At 61.5% G+C, this 18,602-nt stretch carries 17 protein-coding genes; 7 read left to right on the forward strand and 10 right to left on the reverse strand.

The features are described from left to right. Positions 1-173 precede the first annotated feature (173 nt). Both rlmM and tusA read left to right on the forward strand, forming a co-directional pair. On the forward strand, positions 174-1,256 hold the full coding sequence (rlmM, locus tag BC443_RS02875) for a 23S rRNA (cytidine(2498)-2'-O)-methyltransferase RlmM (RefSeq protein WP_083387179.1): 1,083 nt from the start codon (positions 174-176) through the stop codon (positions 1,254-1,256). A gap of 18 nt (positions 1,257-1,274) precedes the next feature. After that, positions 1,275-1,517, forward strand: coding sequence for a sulfurtransferase TusA (gene tusA, locus BC443_RS02880; protein ID WP_071230344.1), 243 nt, complete (start codon positions 1,275-1,277; stop codon positions 1,515-1,517). A gap of 41 nt (positions 1,518-1,558) precedes the next feature. Here the strand turns inward: tusA and BC443_RS02885 are convergent, their stop codons facing one another. Both BC443_RS02885 and BC443_RS02890 read right to left on the reverse strand, forming a co-directional pair. Next, on the reverse strand, positions 1,559-2,254 hold the full coding sequence (locus BC443_RS02885; protein ID WP_071230345.1) for a hypothetical protein: 696 nt from the start codon (positions 2,252-2,254) through the stop codon (positions 1,559-1,561). Between the two features lie 105 nt (positions 2,255-2,359). Next, positions 2,360-3,784 carry an MATE family efflux transporter gene (locus tag BC443_RS02890; RefSeq protein WP_071230346.1) on the reverse strand — a complete coding sequence of 475 codons (1,425 nt, stop codon included), beginning with the start codon at positions 3,782-3,784 and terminating at the stop codon, positions 2,360-2,362. Between the two features lie 112 nt (positions 3,785-3,896). Here BC443_RS02890 and BC443_RS02895 point away from each other — a divergent pair, with 112 nt between their 5' ends. Continuing rightward, positions 3,897-4,490: an elongation factor P hydroxylase gene (locus BC443_RS02895; RefSeq protein WP_071230347.1), complete on the forward strand. Its 594-nt coding sequence runs from the start codon at positions 3,897-3,899 to the stop codon at positions 4,488-4,490. Here BC443_RS02895 and BC443_RS02900 read toward each other — a convergent pair. Both BC443_RS02900 and BC443_RS02905 read right to left on the reverse strand, forming a co-directional pair. After that, positions 4,447-4,929, reverse strand: coding sequence for a hypothetical protein (locus BC443_RS02900; RefSeq protein WP_071230348.1), 483 nt, complete (start codon positions 4,927-4,929; stop codon positions 4,447-4,449). The genes BC443_RS02895 and BC443_RS02900 overlap by 44 nt on opposite strands. Further along, positions 4,926-5,801: a TatD family hydrolase gene (locus BC443_RS02905; RefSeq protein ID WP_071230349.1), complete on the reverse strand. Its 876-nt coding sequence runs from the start codon at positions 5,799-5,801 to the stop codon at positions 4,926-4,928. Before BC443_RS02905 ends, BC443_RS02900 begins: the two co-directional genes overlap by 4 nt. A 243-nt stretch (positions 5,802-6,044) precedes the next feature. Between BC443_RS02905 and BC443_RS02910 the strand changes: the two genes are divergently transcribed. Beyond that, complete coding sequence (locus BC443_RS02910) at positions 6,045-7,970, forward strand: ATP-binding cassette domain-containing protein (protein WP_071230350.1); 1,926 nt, start codon at positions 6,045-6,047, stop codon at positions 7,968-7,970. 80 nt (positions 7,971-8,050) lie between these two features. On the opposite strand, the gene BC443_RS02915 is transcribed toward BC443_RS02910, so the two are convergent. Then, the gene (locus tag BC443_RS02915; protein ID WP_071230430.1) at positions 8,051-8,506 is read right to left on the reverse strand and encodes a universal stress protein; all 456 of its coding nucleotides are present in this window, start codon (positions 8,504-8,506) and stop codon (positions 8,051-8,053) included. A 235-nt stretch (positions 8,507-8,741) separates the two neighbouring features. Between BC443_RS02915 and BC443_RS02920 the strand changes: the two genes are divergently transcribed. Next, entirely contained in the window at positions 8,742-9,263 is a 522-nt protein-coding gene (locus tag BC443_RS02920) for a hypothetical protein (protein ID WP_071230351.1), read from the forward strand. Positions 9,264-9,369: 106 nt separating this feature from the next. On the opposite strand, the gene slyA is transcribed toward BC443_RS02920, so the two are convergent. Both slyA and BC443_RS02930 read right to left on the reverse strand, forming a co-directional pair. After that, positions 9,370-9,822, reverse strand: a complete 453-nt coding sequence (slyA, locus tag BC443_RS02925; RefSeq protein ID WP_071230352.1) for a transcriptional regulator SlyA — start codon at positions 9,820-9,822, stop codon at positions 9,370-9,372. Positions 9,823-9,899: 77 nt separating this feature from the next. Next, on the reverse strand, positions 9,900-11,030 hold the full coding sequence (locus BC443_RS02930; RefSeq protein WP_071230353.1) for a DUF5924 family protein: 1,131 nt from the start codon (positions 11,028-11,030) through the stop codon (positions 9,900-9,902). Positions 11,031-11,343: 313 nt separating this feature from the next. Here BC443_RS02930 and fadB point away from each other — a divergent pair, with 313 nt between their 5' ends. Both fadB and fadA read left to right on the forward strand, forming a co-directional pair. Next, complete coding sequence (gene fadB, locus BC443_RS02935; RefSeq protein WP_071230354.1) at positions 11,344-13,509, forward strand: fatty acid oxidation complex subunit alpha FadB; 2,166 nt, start codon at positions 11,344-11,346, stop codon at positions 13,507-13,509. 26 nt (positions 13,510-13,535) lie between these two features. Further along, positions 13,536-14,711 carry an acetyl-CoA C-acyltransferase FadA gene (gene fadA, locus BC443_RS02940; protein WP_071230355.1) on the forward strand — a complete coding sequence of 392 codons (1,176 nt, stop codon included), beginning with the start codon at positions 13,536-13,538 and terminating at the stop codon, positions 14,709-14,711. A 154-nt stretch (positions 14,712-14,865) separates the two neighbouring features. On the opposite strand, the gene BC443_RS02945 is transcribed toward fadA, so the two are convergent. The 3 genes from BC443_RS02945 to BC443_RS02955 all read right to left on the reverse strand — a co-directional run bounded on the left by BC443_RS02945 (position 14,866) and on the right by BC443_RS02955 (position 18,580). Then, on the reverse strand, positions 14,866-15,750 hold the full coding sequence (locus BC443_RS02945; RefSeq protein WP_071230356.1) for an LD-carboxypeptidase: 885 nt from the start codon (positions 15,748-15,750) through the stop codon (positions 14,866-14,868). A gap of 141 nt (positions 15,751-15,891) precedes the next feature. Continuing rightward, complete coding sequence (locus tag BC443_RS02950; protein WP_071230357.1) at positions 15,892-18,036, reverse strand: GGDEF and EAL domain-containing protein; 2,145 nt, start codon at positions 18,034-18,036, stop codon at positions 15,892-15,894. A gap of 157 nt (positions 18,037-18,193) precedes the next feature. Next, a complete protein-coding gene (locus BC443_RS02955) occupies positions 18,194-18,580 on the reverse strand; it encodes an MAPEG family protein (RefSeq protein ID WP_071230358.1) in 387 nt (128 codons plus the stop codon). Positions 18,581-18,602 lie beyond the last annotated feature (22 nt).

An 18,602-nucleotide genomic window follows, 5' to 3' on the forward strand; every position in this document is an offset into this window, starting at 1 on the left:
TCAGTAGTGAAACCGCTCAGCGCCGATGGTAGTGTGGGGTCTCCCCATGTGAGAGTAGGTCATCGTCAGGCATCTATCCCAAACCCCAGCCCAACAAGGCTGGGGTTTTTTTATGCCAGACTTTTTTGAAAAGATCACCAGGTTTTTGAAACGAGTACCAGCTTAGCGAGGCGATTGTGAATCGAGTGCCCAACGAATGGCTGTTGTATTGTCGGGCCGGTTTCGAGCCCGACCTGACGGCTGAAATAACAGCTCGTGCACACGAACTCGATGAGCCGGGGCAGGTCGTGGCGGCCGAAAGCAACAGCGGTTTCGTTCGTTGGCAGAGTCGTGATTCCCGGCCAGCCAACGGTATCCATCGTGGGTTGCCGTTGATGTCTTTGGTATTCGCCAGGCAGTCACTGGTTGCTTTCGAGCCGTTGTCACTTTCCCGCGATGACCGGATCTCGCCCGTCGTGGAGCTGATCAAGGAAAGCGGCTGGAATTTCGAGTCCATCTGGCACGAGACGCCTGATACCAATGAAGGCAAGAGCCTGTCACGTTTGGCCAAATCCTTGAGTCGCCCTCTGGAAAGCGCTTTGAAGCGAGGTGGCGGTTTGCGGCGGAAAGCTGGTGGGCGTCGACTGCATCTGTTCTGGCTGGCAGGCGACGCCGTGCAGATAGGGATGAGCTTCCCCGGCAATCGCAGTGAACATCCGGGGGGCGTCCTGCGTCTTCGTCATCCGGCGGATGCCCCGAGTCGTTCGACGCTGAAGCTCGAGGAGGCCTGGCATACCTTCGTGCCGAAAGAGTCCTGGGAGTCACGGCTGCATGAAGGCATGCAGGCCGTGGATCTCGGCGCGGCGCCGGGTGGCTGGACGTACCAGCTGGTTCGTCGAGGCATGTTCGTCTATGCCATCGATAACGGGCCCATGGCGCCTGGTCTGATCGCCACGGGGCAGGTCGAGCATCTGCGTGAAGACGGATTCGTGTGGGAGCCCCCGTACCGGCTCGATTGGCTGGTCTGCGATATCGTCGACAAGCCGGTGCGCGTCATCGACATGGTCGAGCGATGGCTGATCAAGCGTTGGTGTCGCGAGGCGATATTCAACCTGAAACTGCCGATGAAAAAGCGCTGGGAAGAGGTTCAGCGCTGCCTGACACGGCTCGAGGTAACGCTGAAGGCGGAGGGCATAGAAGCTGATATCGCCTGTCGCCACCTGTATCATGATCGTGAAGAGGTCACCGTTCACGTTCGGCTGAAAGGAGAGCGATGATGATTGCGCGAGGGAGCCATGAGTAACGTTGAATCGATGCGAAGTGAAACGCTGGATACGAGCGGGCTCTACTGTCCGGAGCCGATCATGCTGATGCATAACAAGGTACGTGACATGTCGGCGGGCGACATTCTCGATGTCATCGCTACCGATCCCGCCACGACCCGCGATATCCCCAAATTCTGCAGCTTTCTTGGGCACGAGCTTATCGAGCAATCCGAGGTCGAAGGAGAGTACCGCTATCGCATTCTGCTGGGATGAAATAGCGGTTCGTTCGATCGATACACTTCAAGCCGGGCCGATTAGTTGTCCGGCATGACCATCAAGGCCAACGCTTCCAGCGTTTCCGGATCTTCGTTTCGAATGCGATTGGCGATATTGCGCTGGAAAAAATAGAGCGTCTGATGACGGCTCTTGCCCGGGTAGAGACACTCATCACCCATCAGCACGGGAAGCGATGTCGCCTGGCCCTCATCGACCAGCATCGCATCGACGGTTCCATCGCTGTAGAGATGCCATCCAAAAATCTGCTTGAGCTGCCAAGGTTTGCCGTCTTCGTCCATGCATAGCGCATGGGTACCCTGGGTTTCCGGAAGTTGCTGAGTCAGAGAGACTTCCGGTGTCTCTTCGTAATCGAAGTAGGCTGCCGCGTGCGCCAACTCGACGATCTTGTGTTCGGGCGCGTCGTGAAATATCTCGTGAGTCTCGGGATCCCGGTAGCCAACGAAGTGACCATACTCGGGATCATCCAGTTCATGGCACGACGCCAACGACTCCATCCAAGGTATCAGGCCGACGACTTCGTCGTCTTCACGCAGGCCCCATGCCAGCAGCGGCATCCCGTACAGCGTATCGGGGTCTGAGGCGAGGTAGTAAAGCATTTCCAGACCATCGAGCTCGGGCGACAACCGGACCAACCGCTTCCTGGCTCTCAGCCGATGCCTCATGGTTTCCAGATCAATGATCTGCGCAGATCGAGGGGAAAGTGGGACACCCATGGCTACCCTCCTGGTCGGCAATGTCTCGGCTTGAGGCATGGTGCCAGTATTAGCATAGCCATGAAGGGCCTGTTAAGCCCCGGGTTAAACACGATGGGGATTATTTCAGGTTTCCATCCGTTGACGTCGGCTGACGCGCCATAGTCGCCAGGCCAGCAGCAGCGCTGCCGAGGTCAGCCCGGCATTGAGGCCGATCCAGTAACCATAGACCCCCAGCGAATCGAACGCACCCTCCAGCCCTCGCCCCAGTAGGTGGCCGCAACCCAGGCCGACGAACCAGTAGGAAAACAGCGTGATGCCCATGACCACCCGAGTATCCTTGTACCCGCGCAAGGCGCCAGCCAGATTGACCTGAAGCGAATCCGAAATCTGGAACATCATGGCCAGCAGGATCAGCGACATGGCCAAGGTCCGCACTTCGGGATTGGCGGTATAGAGCGATACCACAGGCGCCGCCAGCAACCAGATCAGCAGACTGTTGAACAGCGCCAGAGCAAAGCCGACACCAATACCGTTCCAGGCAACGAAGCGGGCTTCTGCATTGTTGCCGGCGCCCAGTCGGTTACTGACCCTGACGGTCAACGCCATGCTCAGCGACAGCGGCAGCATGAACAGAATCGACGTCACATTGAGGGCGATCTGGTGCGCGGCTACCGTGATCTCGCCGAGATAGGCGACCAGTAGCGTGATCACGGTGAACAGGGTGACCTCGAAAAAAATCGCCAGGCCAATCGGCAGGCCGATATACAGGAGTTCGGCGATGTCTCTCCAGCATGGCAGAGTCGGAGATACCCAGAGCGTCACTGGTGCGTAGGCACGGCTTCGTACCGTATACCAGATCATGCCCAGGCACATGGCCCACATGGAGATGGCTGTCGCGATACCGCAGCCGAACGCGCCCAGAGCAGGCAGTTGCTGTAGAAAGAGCGGAATGTCGTCGCCCAGCAGCTCGGTCAGGCCGGGGCCGCCGTAGATCAACACGAAGTTGCCGGGAATATTCACGGCCAGCCCGAGAAGGCTCATCCACAATGCCGGACGAGTATGGTGCATGCCGTCGGAGAAGGCGCGCAGCGCCTGATAGAGCGCCACGGCCGGGATACCGAAAGCCACCGCTTTCAGGTATTCGACCGCCAGGCTGGCGACATCGGTGGGTATTTCCATCAATTGGAAGATGGCTTTGCCGCCGAAGGTCATGATCAGCGCGCTGAAACATCCGAGTACCAAGGCTACCCAAAGCGCCTGGTGAACCTTCCCGCGCACCTGGTCGAAACGTTCCGCGCCTGCGCGATGGGCGACGATCGGAGTGACGCCCATTAACGTCCCGGTCATCAACAGCATCAAGGGCACCCACAGACTCGCGCCCACCGAGACGGCTGCCAGGTCGGTGGCACTGGCCCGCCCCGACATGATCACATCCGACGCACTCATGCCGGCCTGTGCCAGCTGCGCGCCACAGATCGGCAGGCCCAGGCGTACCAGGCTCGCAGTCTCTTTTCGACAGCGATAAGAACGATGGGCGGTCGACGACACGAAGCGCTCCTTGACCGAACGGGCAGGGCGGCGATTCTAGCAGGAGTCGATCGCCAGCGCTCGGCGACCGAGGTGAACTTACGTATACTCCGGCGCAGTTCTGGAGGCGTTCATGATTCATGACATCGACGATCTGATTCATCTGTTCGACGGCGTATTCGCCGACCGCTATCGCACGCGGCTGGTTCACGGAGAGGATGAACCCATTTACCTGCCTGCGGATGCCCGGCACGATCATCATCGGATCGTGTTCGCCCATGGTTTCTTTGCCAGCGCGCTGCATGAAATCAGCCACTGGTGTATCGCCGGCGAGAAGCGTCGCCAGCTCGAGGACTATGGCTACTGGTATGAACCGGATGGACGCGACGCCCGCCAGCAGAAAGATTTCGAGCGGGTGGAGGTCGCGCCCCAGGCATTGGAGTTGCTGTTCAGCGAAGCGTGCGGAAAACCATTCCAGGTCAGCGTCGACAATCTCGATGGCGTCGAGGTCGATCGACAGGCTTTCAGCAGGAAAGTCTCTGCGCGAGCAGCCCGTTATCGTAGTGAAGGCATGCCGCTACGCGCCCAGGCCTTGATCGACACGCTCGATATCTTCTATGCCGGAACGGGCGGGATCCAGGAAGCCGTCGCCGCCGGGCGGCGACGGCTCGACGCGAACGATACTACTCGTCCCGCTGGATCAGCCGCTGATGCAGGTAGAGCATGACCTGTACCTCGTGCTCCGGACGCAACGGCTCGAGGCCCATTTCCCCGAAGAGCTCGTTGCGGGCGCGGGCCCATTCGCCGGGCTCGAGGTCGGGGTAGAGCATCGAGGCGGGCGCCAGCTCGACGAAGGGATCGACGCCGAAGTCATCGAACATCATCGATAGCGCCGCTTCGTCATCCTGAACGCCAGCGGTATAGAGCGTCTCGCTGAAATGATCGTTCTCCAGCTCCCTGAGGACGTCGAGAGGACTGATGCCCAGGTGGCGGAGTTCGTCGAGATCATAGCCGCCGAGCGACAGCAGTTCGTCTTCCAGCCATTCGTCGTCAGGCTGGATCAGGGTATTCTTGACCTGGCCGTTGGGCAGTGCCCAGGCGATGGCCAGTGGCAGCGAGTTGTCGCCACCTGTCTCGACAGCGATGAATCCGGGATAGTTCGTCATTCGCCAGCGACCTCCTCGATCCGAAAGAAACGCTTGGCCGTCAGCGTGGTCTGTCGTGCCAGCTCGGCCTCGGTCGTGCCGCGCCAGTGAGCCAGCTCTCTCACTATCCAAGGTAGCAGAGCCGGCTCGTGGCGGCGTCCTTTTATCTTTGCCGGCAGATTGCGGGGCAGCAGGTAAGGGCAATCGGTTTCCACCATCAGGCGGTCGTCGGGAATATCGGCGACGAATTCGCGAAGATGATGGCCCCGACGCTCGTCGCTCAGCCAGCCGGTCTGCCCGATGTGCAGATCGAGATCGAGATAGCCGTGGAGTGTTTCCCTGTCGCCGGTGAAGCAGTGGACGACGGCGTCGCTGAGCCGGTCTCGCCATTCCCGCAGCATTTCCAGCATCCGGCGGCCGGCGTCACGTTCATGGAGAAACACGGGTAACCCCGTCTCCGCCGCCAGGGCCAGTTGCGCTTCCAGTGCGCGTTCCTGATCCGTATGCGATGAAAAATTGCGATGGAAATCGAGACCGCATTCGCCCACGGCGACCACGGTTTTCTGGCGATGGAGCTCGCGCATCGCCTGTTCCAGCTCGGAGGTCCAATCGGCGGCGTGATGAGGATGCAGCCCCGCCGTGGCATGGAGACCCGCGAAGCGAGTTGCCAGCTTTGCTGCCTGGGTAGCGCCCTCGAGATCGGCGCCAGTGATCACGAGCGTCGTGACATTGGCCTCGGTCGCCCGAGTCAGCGTGGCCTCGAGATCTCGGTCGAAGCTTTCGTGCGTCAGGTTGGCCCCGATATCGACCAGTGGCACCGGGGAAGTGATGCGTAACGCTTCCGGCAGCGGAGAACCGCCGTTCGCGGATTCATGCGGGGACGTGTCGCTCACGCGGCACTCCTCTTGGTCAGTGAATGATGAGTCGATGAAATGTCAGTCGATGCAGGTATCGACGGGCATTGTAAAGCGCCGGACGCCAACGGCGAAGCGTGGGCCAATCCATTTCGGCGAGTTTGGGCGAGCAAGGTACAATGTCGGCCAGACGACACGTTTCTTCAAAAGCACGTTTGGCAAGACACGCTCGGCAAGACATGACCGTCACCATTTCGAAGTTTCACGATCGCGAGGTCCTACGTGGCTCTGCTACGCCTTGAACAACTGCAACTCGCCTACGGGCACCATACGCTGCTCGATGGCGCCGACCTGGTCATCGAGAAAGGAGAGCGCATCGCGCTGGTCGGGCGTAACGGCACCGGCAAGTCGACGCTGCTGAAACTGATCGCGGGCGATAATCAGGCCGACGATGGCCATATCTGGCGCGCGCCGGGTCTCAAGATCGGCGTTCTCGAGCAGGCGCTGCCGGACGCCGACGAGGCGACGATCTTCGAAGTCGTCGCCCAGGGGCTGCCCGAAACCGGAGACTTGCTGGCCGAGTATCACCGTCTCGTGGCGATGGCCGAGCCGGACATGCGACGGCTGGAGACGCTGCAGACGCGTCTGGAAGCGCAGGATGGCTGGTCCTTCCATCAGCGTATCGATACCGTGCTGACCCGGCTGGGCCTGCCGGCCGATGCCCTGATGAGCGGCCTCTCGGGTGGCTGGCGCCGGCGGGTGGCGCTGGCGCGCGCCATGGTGGCCGGGCCCGACCTGCTGCTCCTCGATGAGCCGACCAACCATCTCGACATCGATACCATTACCTGGCTCGAAGAGCAGCTTCTGGCATTCGACGGCGCCGTCCTGTTCATTACCCACGACCGCGCCTTTCTTTCGAAGCTGGCGACCACGATTCTGGAACTCGACCGCGGACGCCTGGGTCGTTATCCCGGCGATTACGCCACCTACCAGGCACAAAAGACGCACGAGCTGGAAGTCGAGGCGCGCGAACGTGCCGAGTTCGACAAGAAACTGGCGCAGGAAGAAACCTGGATTCGCCAGGGCATCAAGGCGCGCCGAACCCGCAACGAAGGCCGGGTCCGGGCGCTGGAAAAGATGCGCAACGAACGCTCCCAGCGGCGCGAGCGCCAGGGCAAAGCATCGTTCCAGGTGGATAGCGGCGAACGCAGCGGCAAGCGCGTCGTCGAGCTGCAGGGGGTGACGCACTACTACGCGGAGGCCTGCATCATTCACGACCTGTCGCTGGAGATTCAGCGCGGCGATCGCATTGGTCTGATCGGGCGAAACGGCGCCGGCAAGACCACGCTGCTCAAGATTCTGCTGGGCGAGCTCGAGCCCAGCGAAGGCAGTGTGCGCATGGGCACCAACCTGTCGGTCGCCTATTTCGATCAGCTGCGCGCGGGGCTCGAGCTGGACAAGAGCGTCTACGACAACGTTGCTCAGGGCAGCGACAAGGTGACGGTCGCGGGCAAGGACAAGCACGTCATCAGCTACCTGCAGGACTTCCTGTTCACGCCGGAGCGCGCGAGACAACCGGTCAAGGCGCTGTCCGGCGGCGAGTCCAACCGTCTGCTGCTGGCCAAGCTCTTCACCCAGCCGGCCAACGTGCTGGTGCTGGACGAGCCGACCAACGATCTTGACGTGGAAACCCTGGAGCTGCTGGAAGAGCTTTTGCTCGACTTCGAAGGCACGCTGCTGCTGGTCTCGCATGACCGCGCGTTCATGGACAACGTGGTCACCGACGTGCTGGCGTTCGAGGGCGATGGCATCGTGCGCAGTTATGTGGGCGGATATACCGACTGGGTCCGACAGGGTGGGCGGCTACCGCCGGCACCGTGGGAGTTGGCCGAGGCACGCAAGGCGCAGGAAAAGCTGGCCGAGCGGCAGGCGGCATCCGCGCAACCGACGAAGAGCGAAAGCGACAAGCGTCGCCAGAAGCTCTCCTACAAGCTGCAGCGGGAGCTGGACTCGTTACCGGCAACGATCGAAACTCTGGAGGGCAAGATCGCGACGTTCGAGGCCCAGATGGGCGAGGCGGACTTCTACCAGCAGGAAAGCGAGACCGTCACCGCGGCCATCGAGGCGCTTTCGGCAACCCAGGCCGAGCTGGATCGGGCAATGGAGCGCTGGATGGAGCTGGAGGCGATGGCGGAAGGAGAGGGCTAGTCGCCGCTCGCGGCGGCAGGATGCGCCTTGCCCATCGCGGGCAAGGCGCATGATTCAGCGGGAGACGAGACCGGTCGCCATTACTCTTCCGTTTCGCCATCCTTGCCGACGCGAACCGCCAAAACGTCACACTCTGCGCCATGCAGAACGCCGGTCGATGTCGACCCCAGCAACAGCGCGAAGCCGTGGCGACCATGGGAGCCCACGACGATCAGGTCCACGTCGTGCTCCTTGGCAAAGCGCTGAATTTCGGTATCCGGCATGCCGACCACGATATGCTGGTCTTCACGAGGAATGTCGTAAGGATCGGAGATATCGGCCAGTCGCTGCGTGGCGTGTTCGTCGAGCTGATCCTGGATGCTCGTCAGGTCCATCGGGATATCGCCGCCGTAGGCGAATCCCAGGGGCTCCAGCGTATGGATGATCGAGAGCTTGGCTTGGTTCCGGCGTGCGATGGGAATCGCGCGTTCCAGGACTTTATGCGAATCCTTGGTCAGATCCACGGCAACCAGCACGTGATGGTATTCGTTGCTCATCGGGTAACCCCCCGTTCGGCGAATGAACATGGATAACTGTAAGCGCGCCTCATGAGCGGCACAACGCAATTTTCGATAATGACCTGCGGTCAGGCGCCGCAGGCGATCATCAACCATGCGCTTTCGCGACGCAACGTGATGTAACCGATAGAGTGCACGGTGATGCCTCATACCTTGGTCGTATCAAACGAAACTGGGTCGTGGAAGAGTCGGCCGAAACAGGAGTAAAGACGTTATGGCAGTGCTGGGTTTTCTATTGGTTGCCGTACTGCTGATTCTGTCGCCAATGGTATGGCTGCGGCCGAGCCGAGGCGAGTCCAACCGCGGGCAAATGCGTCGGCACGTCAAGGCCAACGGCGGGGAGTTGAACTTTACCAAGGCGCCACTGGCGATGCCGAACGTGGCGCTGACCGGTTATCGGCTGCGATACCCGGGAACGAAGCCGGGCAGCGATTTCACACTGATTCGTAACGATGTCGCCAGCGAAGCACTGGAAGCGGCAACGGATCAGTGGCGCTGGCGCCAGGCGCCGCTGCCATCGCTGGATGCCGAGCGTCTGCGGGCACTCAAGCAGTGCCTGGACGGATTGCCGACGGACGCCCTGATCGTCGAATCCGGCCAGCATACGATGTGCATCTGGTGGCAGGAGGCGATGAACTTCGAACGGTTCCCGCAGGAGTGGACGAGCTGGCTGGCAATGCGGGATACCCTGGCTGGCAGCGGCAGAAACGTCGAGGTGCCGAACAAGCCTCGGTAGTGGTTCATCGCTTGAGTGATGCGTTGCTTGAGTGGCGCACCGCTTGCGGCGCGGTGCGTTTGGTCGTGATCGTGGCGGAGTGTTCAGGCCGGTGCCTGCTCCCGCCTCAGTTGGACTTGGTCTGCTCGGACTGGCGCTGTAGTTCCAACCCGTTTTTCTCGATGCGATCCAGCATGCTTTCGAAAGCATCGATCTCTTCCGGCGTGAACCCGCCGAGCATTTCATCGCGTACCTCGGTGACGATCTCCTCGATCTTTTCCAGTAGCGGTGTTGCCTCTTCCGTCAGATGAAGGCGCTTGGTACGGCGATCTTCGGCGCAAGGGCGGCGCTCGATCAGATTCTGCTCGGCCAGCTGGTCCAGCGTGCGCACCAGCGAGGGCGCTTCCACGCCGATGGCTCGCGCCAGATCGCATTGCGCCTGACCTCCGCCCATATTGCGCAAGTTCCAAAGCGTCACCCAGCGTGTCTGGGTCAAGCCCAGTGGCGCCAAGCGTTCATCGATGACAGCGCGCCAGAGTCGCGGCAGGCGTGCCAGTTTAAAGCCGATATGCTGTGCCATAGCGGATTACCTGAATCGTGAACGTCCTAACATTCTCCAAAGCGCCACAGGATAATGCAAGCCACAATGATTGGCGATTAGTCGGCTTGCTCATCGTGGCTTCCCAAGGCATGGCGGATGTTCCAGCCGGGGATGCCCAACGGGCGCTGGATGTTACCATCGGCCGTCGAGGCTTCGTCACCTTCGGCCACCGTGAACCGTACGCTACCGATGCGCTGGCCGGTCTGCGTGATCACGTCCACTTGCCAGCGGCCTTTCAGGTCAGCGGAGAAATTCTGCTTGTGGGTCCAGGCTCGATAGCCCTGGTCGCGCCCGCCGTGAATGACCAGCGCGATGCGTTCGACGACATCGCCCTCATGACGCCAGACGTGATAGACCTTCTCGCGCAGCCCGCGGGGGGCTCGTATCGCCGTGTAGACATAGAGGCCGCGCGAGCGCAGTGCCTGCGGCGTCAGCGTCATGCTGCCGCTGGGCTCGCGGGCGGCCGTGTCGAATCCGGGAGAGAGGGCGCTGCCGGACAGCCACAGCGTCGCTGGCGGTATCCAAGTCCGTCCTGTCCAGGCAATGCCACCCAGAACGATCAGCAGCCCCGCCATGGCGAGCCAGCGGACGACGCCGCCGGGTTTGAGCAGGCCCATGACGCTAGGCAGGCTGAAGAACATCATCGCCAGAATCGACAGTATCAGGCTCTCTCCCGTGGTCAGGCTCAGCATTATGGGCAGCGTGACCAGCATCACCACGAACACGCACAGCGCATGGAGCAGGAAGTAGAGCCAGCGATGACGGTTGGACAAGCCGAAATACAGAGGGTCCAGAATGGCGAGAATCGAGCAGACGATCAGGAGTCCGGTGAATACAGCCTGGCCGCTGGTCCAGATCGTCGTGGCGAGAAAGAACGGTAGACAGAAGAACAGTGTCTCCTGATGCACCATCTGTGCGATGAACGTCGCCGCCGCGCGGGGCAGTGCGGCATTGCGTCCTCGTCGCGACAGCCATTTGCTGGCAATACCTTCGACGATCAACAGGGCCCAGGTCAGCACCAGCCCCAGGGCAAGCACGGCCCCCAGCCACTGTTGCCGATCGACCAGGAAAAACCCCAGCAAACCCAGTACGAAAGCGATAGGTGGCCAGACCCAGTGATAGCGGCGTAAACGAGCGACAAGCGGTTCCAGACGAGCCGCTGTCGAAGGTATCGTGGGGTCTTTCATGGCCACGGGCCAGGCTCCTGCGAGTGATTGTCAAGGCGCCAGCCTGTCTGTTTCTCGAAACGAGGAGAGGCCGACAGGCAGGCGGGGGACATTCTAGCGGGTGAGGCATCACTTTGCGCGAAGACGCCGGCAGACGGAGCCGGGCCGCCGGTAGTCTACGCTGGGATGAGAGCCGGTGCGGTAGGCCGAGACTTTGGTTGAGCTTGACGAGCCCACTCGCGCGCCTCAAGCTCCCGGTATTCAAACAGTCGTATGATTCGCCTCGTAGATGCCAGCACGGGGCGCTTTCGCAGCCATGGCACGGAGATTTCTCATGCTCTATCAAGGCGATGCCATCCGGGTCGAGCGTCAGGACGGCGATCTCGCGCTCCTGACGTTCGATCTCAAGGATGAGGCGATCAACAAGCTCTCATCCTCGGTCATCGGTGAGTTGTCGCAAGCCGTCGAGGCATTGGAAAGTGAGGCCGGCCTCAAGGGGCTCGTCATCGCCAGCGCCAAGGACGTGTTCATCGTCGGTGCCGATATCACCGAATTTCATGCCATGTTCGCCAAGGACGAAGCGTTTCTGGTCGACATGAACACACGGATTCATGCGCTGTTCAATCGCATCGAGGATCTGCCGTTCCCGACCGTCACCGCACTCAACGGTCTGGCACTGGGCGGTGGCTGCGAACTCGGACTGACCACCGATTTCCGCATCATGGCGGAAACGGCACAGATCGGATTGCCCGAAACCAAACTGGGCATCGTGCCGGGGTGGGGTGGCTGTGTCCGGTTGCCGCGACTGATCGGTGCCGACAATGCCATCGAGTGGATTGCCGGGGGCTCGCAGAACGATGCCGTCACGGCCTTCAAGGTGGGCGCCGTCGATGCCGTTGTGCCGCAATCCCAGTTGCTGGCGGCGGCCCGAGACATGATCGACAAGGCCAATGCCGGGGATTTCGATTACCGTGCCCGACGTGTCGAGAAGGGTTCGCCACTGAAGCTCAATGCGGTCGAGCAGATGATGGCGTTCGAAACCGCAAAGGGTTACGTGGCCGGGAAGGCCGGGCCGCATTATCCGGCACCGATCGAGGCCATCCGCGTCATCCAGAAGGGCGCAGGCGAAGAGCGCGAACGCGCCCAGGCGATCGAAGCGCAAGCCTTCGCCAAGCTGGCCAAGACCGATGTCTGCTACAACCTGGTCGGTCTGTTCATGAACGACCAGGCCGTCAAGAAAAAGGCCAAGCAGTACGAGAAGGATGCCAAGGCGGTCGAGCAGACCGCAGTGCTCGGGGCGGGCATCATGGGCGGCGGCATCGCCTACCAGAGCGCCTACAAGGGCACGCCGATCCTGATGAAGGACATCAAGACCGAGGCGATCGAACTCGGCCTGAAGGAAGCCCGCAAACTGCTGACCAAGCAGCTCGAGCGCGGCAAGCTCAGCCAGACGCGAATGGCCGAAGTGCTGGGCAACATTCGTCCGACGCTCTCCTACGGCGATTTCGGTGCGGTCGATCTCGTGGTCGAAGCCGTGGTCGAGAATCCCCGGATCAAGGAAGCGGTACTTGCCGAAGTAGAGGCCCAGGTCGCGGACGACACCATCCTGGCATCCAACACCTCGACCATCTCCATCGACCGGCTAGCGGCCAATCTCAAGCGGCCCGAGAACTTCTGCGGCATGCACTTCTTCAACCCGGTGCACCGGATGCCGCTGGTCGAAGTCATTCGTGGCGCCAAGACCTCCGACGCCGCGGTCGCCGCGACAGTGGCCTACGCCCGCCAGATGGGCAAGACGCCGATCGTCGTCAACGACTGCCCGGGATTCCTGGTCAATCGCGTCCTGTTTCCCTACTTCGGTGGTTTCAGCGGCCTGGTCGAGCATGGTGTCGACTTCGAGCGTGCAGACAAGGTCATGGAACGCTTCGGTTGGCCGATGGGGCCTGCCTATCTGCTCGATGTCGTCGGCATCGATACCGCGGTGCACGCCAGCGAGGTGATGGCCGAAGGCTTCCCCGATCGCATGGCCCACGACGGCAAGTCCGCGATTCAGGTGATGCTGGACAACCAGCGGCTCGGCCAGAAGAACGGCAAGGGCTTCTACGTCTACGAGGAAGACAAGAAGGGCAAGCCGAAGAAAACCCATGACGACGAGGCTCACCGGCTGGTCGCCGGGGTCGTCCGCGAAGCACGGGAACTGTCCGACGACGAGATCATTGCGCGAATGATGGTGCCGCTGTGCATGGAGACGGTGCGCTGTCTCGAGGACGGCATCGTCGGGTCGCCGGCCGAGGCCGACATGGCGCTGATCTACGGCATCGGCTTCCCGCCGTTCCGCGGTGGTGCGCTGCGTTACATCGATGCCATGGGCGTGGCCGAGTTCGTGGCGGTAGCGAAACGGCTCGCCGGCGAACTGGGCGCGCTGTATGCGCCGACGGCGCGACTCGAGGAAATGGCCGCCAACGGCGAGCGCTTTTACCCTGACGCCAGCGACCGCTGAGCCCACCACCAACCGGAGTCACAGTCATGAGTTTGAAAGCAAGAGATGCCGTGGTGGTCGATGCCGTGCGCTCCCCCATGGCCAAGGCCAAGAACGGTGCCTTTCGTCACGTCCGCGCCGAGAATCTCTCCGCAGCGGTAATGCAGGCGCTGTTCACTCGCAACGCGAAGCTCGACCCGGCCGGCGTCGACGACATCCTCTGGGGTTGCGTCAACCAGACCCTGGAGCAGTCGATGAATATCGCACGCAACGCCGCCATTCTGACCGGCATCCCGCGTTCGGTACCGGCGCAGACCATCAATCGCCTGTGCGGATCGTCAATGAGCGCGCTGCATATCGCAGTGGCCAACATTCGCGCCGACATGGGCGACTGCTATCTGATCGGCGGCGTCGAGCACATGGAGCACGTGCCGATGGATCACGGAGTCGATGTCAATCCGGCGGCCAGCAAGAGCACTGCCAAGGCGGCGATGATGATGGGCTTGACGGCGGAACTGCTGGGCAAGATGCACGGGGTGACTCGCGAACAGCAGGACCAGTTCGGGCTGCGTTCTCATCGACGCGCTAGCGAGGCCAACCGTCAAGGCTATTTCGACAACGAGATCGTGCCGATCGAGGGACACGATCAGCAGGGCTACCGCAGTCTGATCAAGCACGACGAGGTGGTACGCGAAGACGCCAGTCTCGAACAGATGGCATCGCTCAAGCCGGTGTTCGATCCCAAGAACGGCACGGTGACCGCGGCGACCTCGTCGGCGCTCTCCGTTGGCGCTTCGGCGCTGATGGTGATGAGCTACGAGCGGGCGAAATCTCTGGGACTGGAGCCTCTGGCGAAAGTCGTCTCGACCGGCGTGGCCGGCTGTGATGCCTCGATCATGGGGTATGGCCCGGTTCCGGCGACGCAGAAGGCGCTGGCAGCCGCCGGTCTCAAGATCGGTGATATCCAGACGGTCGAGCTCAACGAAGCCTTCGCGGCACAGTCGATCCCGGTGCTGAAGGATCTCGAACTGCTCGATCGCCTGGATGAGGCGGTCAACCTGCATGGTGGCGCCATCGCGCTCGGTCACCCGCTGGGCTGTTCCGGAGCGCGTATCTGCACTACCTTGCTCAACGTCATGCGTCAACAGAACACTACGCTCGGCCTGGCGACGATGTGTATCGGCATGGGGCAGGGTGTGGCGACGGTGTTCGAGCGCGTATAGGGTTCGAATCCGCATGCAAGGTGCCAGTCGAAGTCGGTATCCAGTCGAAGTTGGTATCCAGTCAAAGTTGGTAGCCAATCGATCGCCGCCTCGTCTATGCGAGGCGGCGTTTTTCGTGGATTCGAATGAACGTAACTGGGTCTTGGTGACAAGCTCAGTCAAGGAACTGCAGCCGATCGCTGGCGATACGCGCCTTCGACCCGTAGCGCCAAGGGAGGTTGTCACGTCCATGGCCGACCGGAAGCCCTGCGTAGAGCGGCAGGCCGCGAGGGGCGATCCAGGTCTCGAACAGCGTCTCGATCTCGAGATCCCCGTAGGGGACGCAATTCTCGAAAGTGCCGATGCAGACGGCAGCGGCGGTGTCCAGCGCGCCGGAATGGACCAGCTGCCACAGGTCGCGCTCGAGCCGGTAGTAGGGCTCGCCAACATCTTCCAGAATCACGATCGCCCCGGGCGGTGCGCGAAACGCCAGCGAGGTGCCGGCAACGCTGGCCAGGGTCGCAAGATTGCCGCCGACGAGCGGCCCTTCGATCGCCGCCGCTGAAACTGTCGAAACAGGCGTCAACGCCACGCTCTCCGGCGACCGACCCTCGAGCAGTCCGAGCAGGGCGCTGAAATCTCGGTGGCTCGCGGTGCGCAGGTCGGCATCATCGCTGGCGAGCTTCACGCCCTCTTTCATCACCGGGCCATGGATGGCCGGTAAGCCGTGGCGATGGCACTGATCCAGTAACACGCTGAGATCGGAGTAACCGATCAGCGGTTTGCGAGAGAGCCGGCTCCAGTCGATTTCGGTCGCCAGATGGGCGCAGCCATAGCCGCCGCGAACGGCCCAGACGGCATCGGTGTCGGGATCGGCGTAGGCATCGTAGAGCGTCTGGAGGCGATGCTCGACGCTCCCGGCCAGGTAGTGTCGTTGATCCTGCAGCCGGTCGGGAAAGCGAACGGCGATACCGAACGACTGCAACGCCCGGGCGGCTTGTTCCAGTACATCGGGCCGGGTGAAGGAGGCGGGAGCGATCAGGCTGAACGTCGGGGACATGGGCAACGGCTTCACGAAAGCGGGCGAATGAATGAAAGCTTCGCACGTTACGCCAGCTCGGCGCCCGACGCTACCGGCCGTTTTCTTTCCCCGGCGTGACGCGTCATGCGACTGGCAGAGAGGTTTCGCTGGGAGATGCGATCAGAGCTCTCCCTTCAGTCGCTCCAATAGCTGTTCCACCGGCATGGGGCGACCCAGATAAAACCCCTGGTATTGCTTGACGCCCAGTGTCTGCAGCAGTTGCCACTGTTCTTCGGTCTCGACGCCTTCGGCAACGGTTTCCATGCCGAGCAGATTGCAAAGTTCGACGATGCCTGCCAGCAGGTCGCGTGAACGCCGGTCCGCTTCCAGGCCGTGCATGAAACTGCGATCGATCTTGATGGTGTCGAAGGGCAGTCGCTTGAGATAACCCAGCGATGAGTAACCGGCGCCAAAGTCATCCATCGCGACACGGAAACCTTGGCTTCTGAGATGCTTGATCCGGGCTTCCGGTAACCGCGTGTCTTCCAGGAACACGGACTCCGTCACCTCCAGTTCGATCTGGTCGGCCGTGATGTGGTGGCGTTGGCAGGCACTGCGTAGCGTATCCGCCAGCTTGTCGTCCATGACATGCAGCGCGGAGATGTTCACCGATACCGGCAACGGATTACCCGTGGCGGCCAGGCGGGCGGCATATTGGGCGGCGCGGTCGATGGCCAGGTTGCCCAGTGCCGACGCCATTCCGTTGTTTTCGGTCAGTGGTACGAAGACGGCAGGGGGCACTTCGCCATGGTCTTCGGTCATCCAGCGCGCGAGCAGTTCGGCGCCGATCATCCGGTTGTTGCCGTCGAACTTGGGCTGGACCACGAAGTCGAGAGCGTCCTTGGCGATGGCTTCCCGCAGGTGGGCGAGCATCGACATCTGTTCCAGGCTGTGATGCTTCAGCTGCTCGTGATAGACGACGATGGCGTTCTTGCCCCGGTTCTTCGCCGCATACATGGCGACATCGGCATGCTTGAGCAGAGTCTCTCCGTCGCGCCCGTTCTGCGGTGCGTGAACGATGCCGATACTGGCGGTGACGCTGATCTGATGCCCGCCGATCACCATGGGGTGGGACAGCGCTTCGAGCAGGCGTTGGGCGATCCTGTCGGCGAGTTCCATGTCGCTGCCCACCTCGATGACCACGACGAATTCGTCGCCGCCCCAGCGCGCAACCAGATCCTTGCTACGCACCGTGGCGCGTAGCCGCTTGACGATGATTTTCAGCAGAATGTCGCCCGACTGGTGCCCCAGCGAGTCGTTGATGTGCTTGAAACCATCCAGATCGATGAAGAGGACCGCGAGTCCGTGTCCAGGCAGGAGCCTGAGCAGCCGCCCGTTCAGCGTCTGCTGCAGCGTCGCACGATTGGGCAGTTGAGTCAGCGTGTCGATCCTGGCGAGATGCTCCAGCTCCCGCTCGGAGCGCTTGCGTGCCGAGATGTCCCGTAGCGCGGCGATATAGTGAGTCTCGCCAGTTTCGTCCAGCGTAAAGTGGCTGAGGGTCAATTCCACGGGAACGGGTGCTGCCCCTTCGACATGGAAGAGTCCTTCGTAGTGCTGGATGCGATCGTTACGCGCGACCGTCGCCGGGTCGGAGCGCAGCACATCGGCATCTATGTACTGCTGCAGTGCGCGGCCGAGTATCGCGCTCGGTGGTAACCCCCCGAGCGTGGTGAACGCGTCGTTGATTTCCAGAATGCGCCAGCGATTGTCGACGACCAGCATCGAATCGCGCGAGGCGGCGAACGCATGCGCCCGGACGCTACCATGAGGCCGCTGGTCACGCGGATCGTCGAGGACTTCCCAGGTGCCGGTTGCCGCGAGAGGGGAGGCGCCATCGTCGCGCGAGGTGATCGCGCCGCGGATGCGCCACCAGATCGATGGCTTGGTGGCGTCGGGTTGTATCAGTACGTCGACGCGGTTCTGCTGACCGTCGTTCATTCGCCGCCATAGGGTGATCAGCCGCCGACGCTCGGCCGACGGCATCGTCTTCAATAGCGTCCACCAGTCAAGACGCAGAAGGTCGCTATCGCTTCGTTCGGCTATCGTGCCGCAGAGAAAGCTGCGTTCGGGGGCAGACCATCGCCAGTAGGAGGTCCGGGCTGCGGCCATGGCTTCCAGCGCCCATTGCTGATGTGTGTCGAGATCACCGGCCATCGCGTTTTCGAAAGGCGGGGCAGGCAGCACTGATTCTCCGAGGCTATCTGCTCCGAGGCTATCGTCGGTGTCTTGTGGCGAACCGCGTTGGAATTCATTGTCGGTGGACATGGGACGGGATCTCGATCGCACTCGAATGACAAAAAGCGAATCATGGAAGGTGATTCGAACTCTATCGGCTCATTTCGCTAAAACTTGATGGTTCTGAACGCTATGGGTCCTTGCCGTGGCGCTCTTTCCGAAAGCTCGCACCTTGATGCCATGTAGCCTATAGCAGAGCCGTCATGAAGAGTGACAGTACGGCCAGAAAGCTGACGACGAAAAGAGAAGACCTCAGTGTCGCCAGATCCATGGCGTAACAGAGACCATGGCCGATCCGAGCCAGCACGAAGACGACGCAGGCGATATCCGCAAGCCTGCCGCCACCCGAGGTCTGCATGGCAACGATACCCGCGGTGAACAGCGCCAGCGCCTCCCAGGCGTTGCTCTGCGCTGCCCAGAGACGCGCGCCTTTACCTGTCATCTGCGCATATTGCTGGCGTGGATGATGATTATCCAGGTGGCCGAATTCCCGGCGCCTGACGCTGCTGCCCCAGAATGCCAGCCAGAAGGGCAATAGCGCGGTTATCAGCAGGCACCATAGTGGCAGGCTCATTGCATTCCCTCTTGCATTCTCT

Origin of the sequence: Salinicola sp. MIT1003, assembly GCF_001858555.1 — a bacterium.
In the GTDB taxonomy this organism is placed as follows: domain Bacteria; phylum Pseudomonadota; class Gammaproteobacteria; order Pseudomonadales; family Halomonadaceae; genus Salinicola; species Salinicola salarius.

Bases quoted from the DNA above. Each gene is read 5' to 3' on its own strand.
- tusA (WP_071230344.1), top strand. From the start codon at position 1,275: ATGAGTAACGTTGAATCGATGCGAAGTGAAACGCTGGATACGAGCGGG.
- BC443_RS02885 (WP_071230345.1), bottom strand. From the start codon at position 2,254: ATGGGTGTCCCACTTTCCCCTCGATCTGCGCAGATCATTGATCTGGAA.
- BC443_RS02895 (WP_071230347.1), top strand. From the start codon at position 3,897: ATGATTCATGACATCGACGATCTGATTCATCTGTTCGACGGCGTATTC.
- BC443_RS02900 (WP_071230348.1), bottom strand. From the start codon at position 4,929: ATGACGAACTATCCCGGATTCATCGCTGTCGAGACAGGTGGCGACAAC.
- BC443_RS02915 (WP_071230430.1), bottom strand. From the start codon at position 8,506: ATGAGCAACGAATACCATCACGTGCTGGTTGCCGTGGATCTGACCAAG.
- BC443_RS02920 (WP_071230351.1), top strand. From the start codon at position 8,742: ATGGCAGTGCTGGGTTTTCTATTGGTTGCCGTACTGCTGATTCTGTCG.
- slyA (WP_071230352.1), bottom strand. From the start codon at position 9,822: ATGGCACAGCATATCGGCTTTAAACTGGCACGCCTGCCGCGACTCTGG.
- BC443_RS02930 (WP_071230353.1), bottom strand. From the start codon at position 11,030: ATGAAAGACCCCACGATACCTTCGACAGCGGCTCGTCTGGAACCGCTT.
- fadB (WP_071230354.1), top strand. From the start codon at position 11,344: ATGCTCTATCAAGGCGATGCCATCCGGGTCGAGCGTCAGGACGGCGAT.
- fadA (WP_071230355.1), top strand. From the start codon at position 13,536: ATGAGTTTGAAAGCAAGAGATGCCGTGGTGGTCGATGCCGTGCGCTCC.
- BC443_RS02945 (WP_071230356.1), bottom strand. From the start codon at position 15,750: ATGTCCCCGACGTTCAGCCTGATCGCTCCCGCCTCCTTCACCCGGCCC.
- BC443_RS02950 (WP_071230357.1), bottom strand. From the start codon at position 18,036: ATGTCCACCGACAATGAATTCCAACGCGGTTCGCCACAAGACACCGAC.
- BC443_RS02955 (WP_071230358.1), bottom strand. From the start codon at position 18,580: ATGAGCCTGCCACTATGGTGCCTGCTGATAACCGCGCTATTGCCCTTC.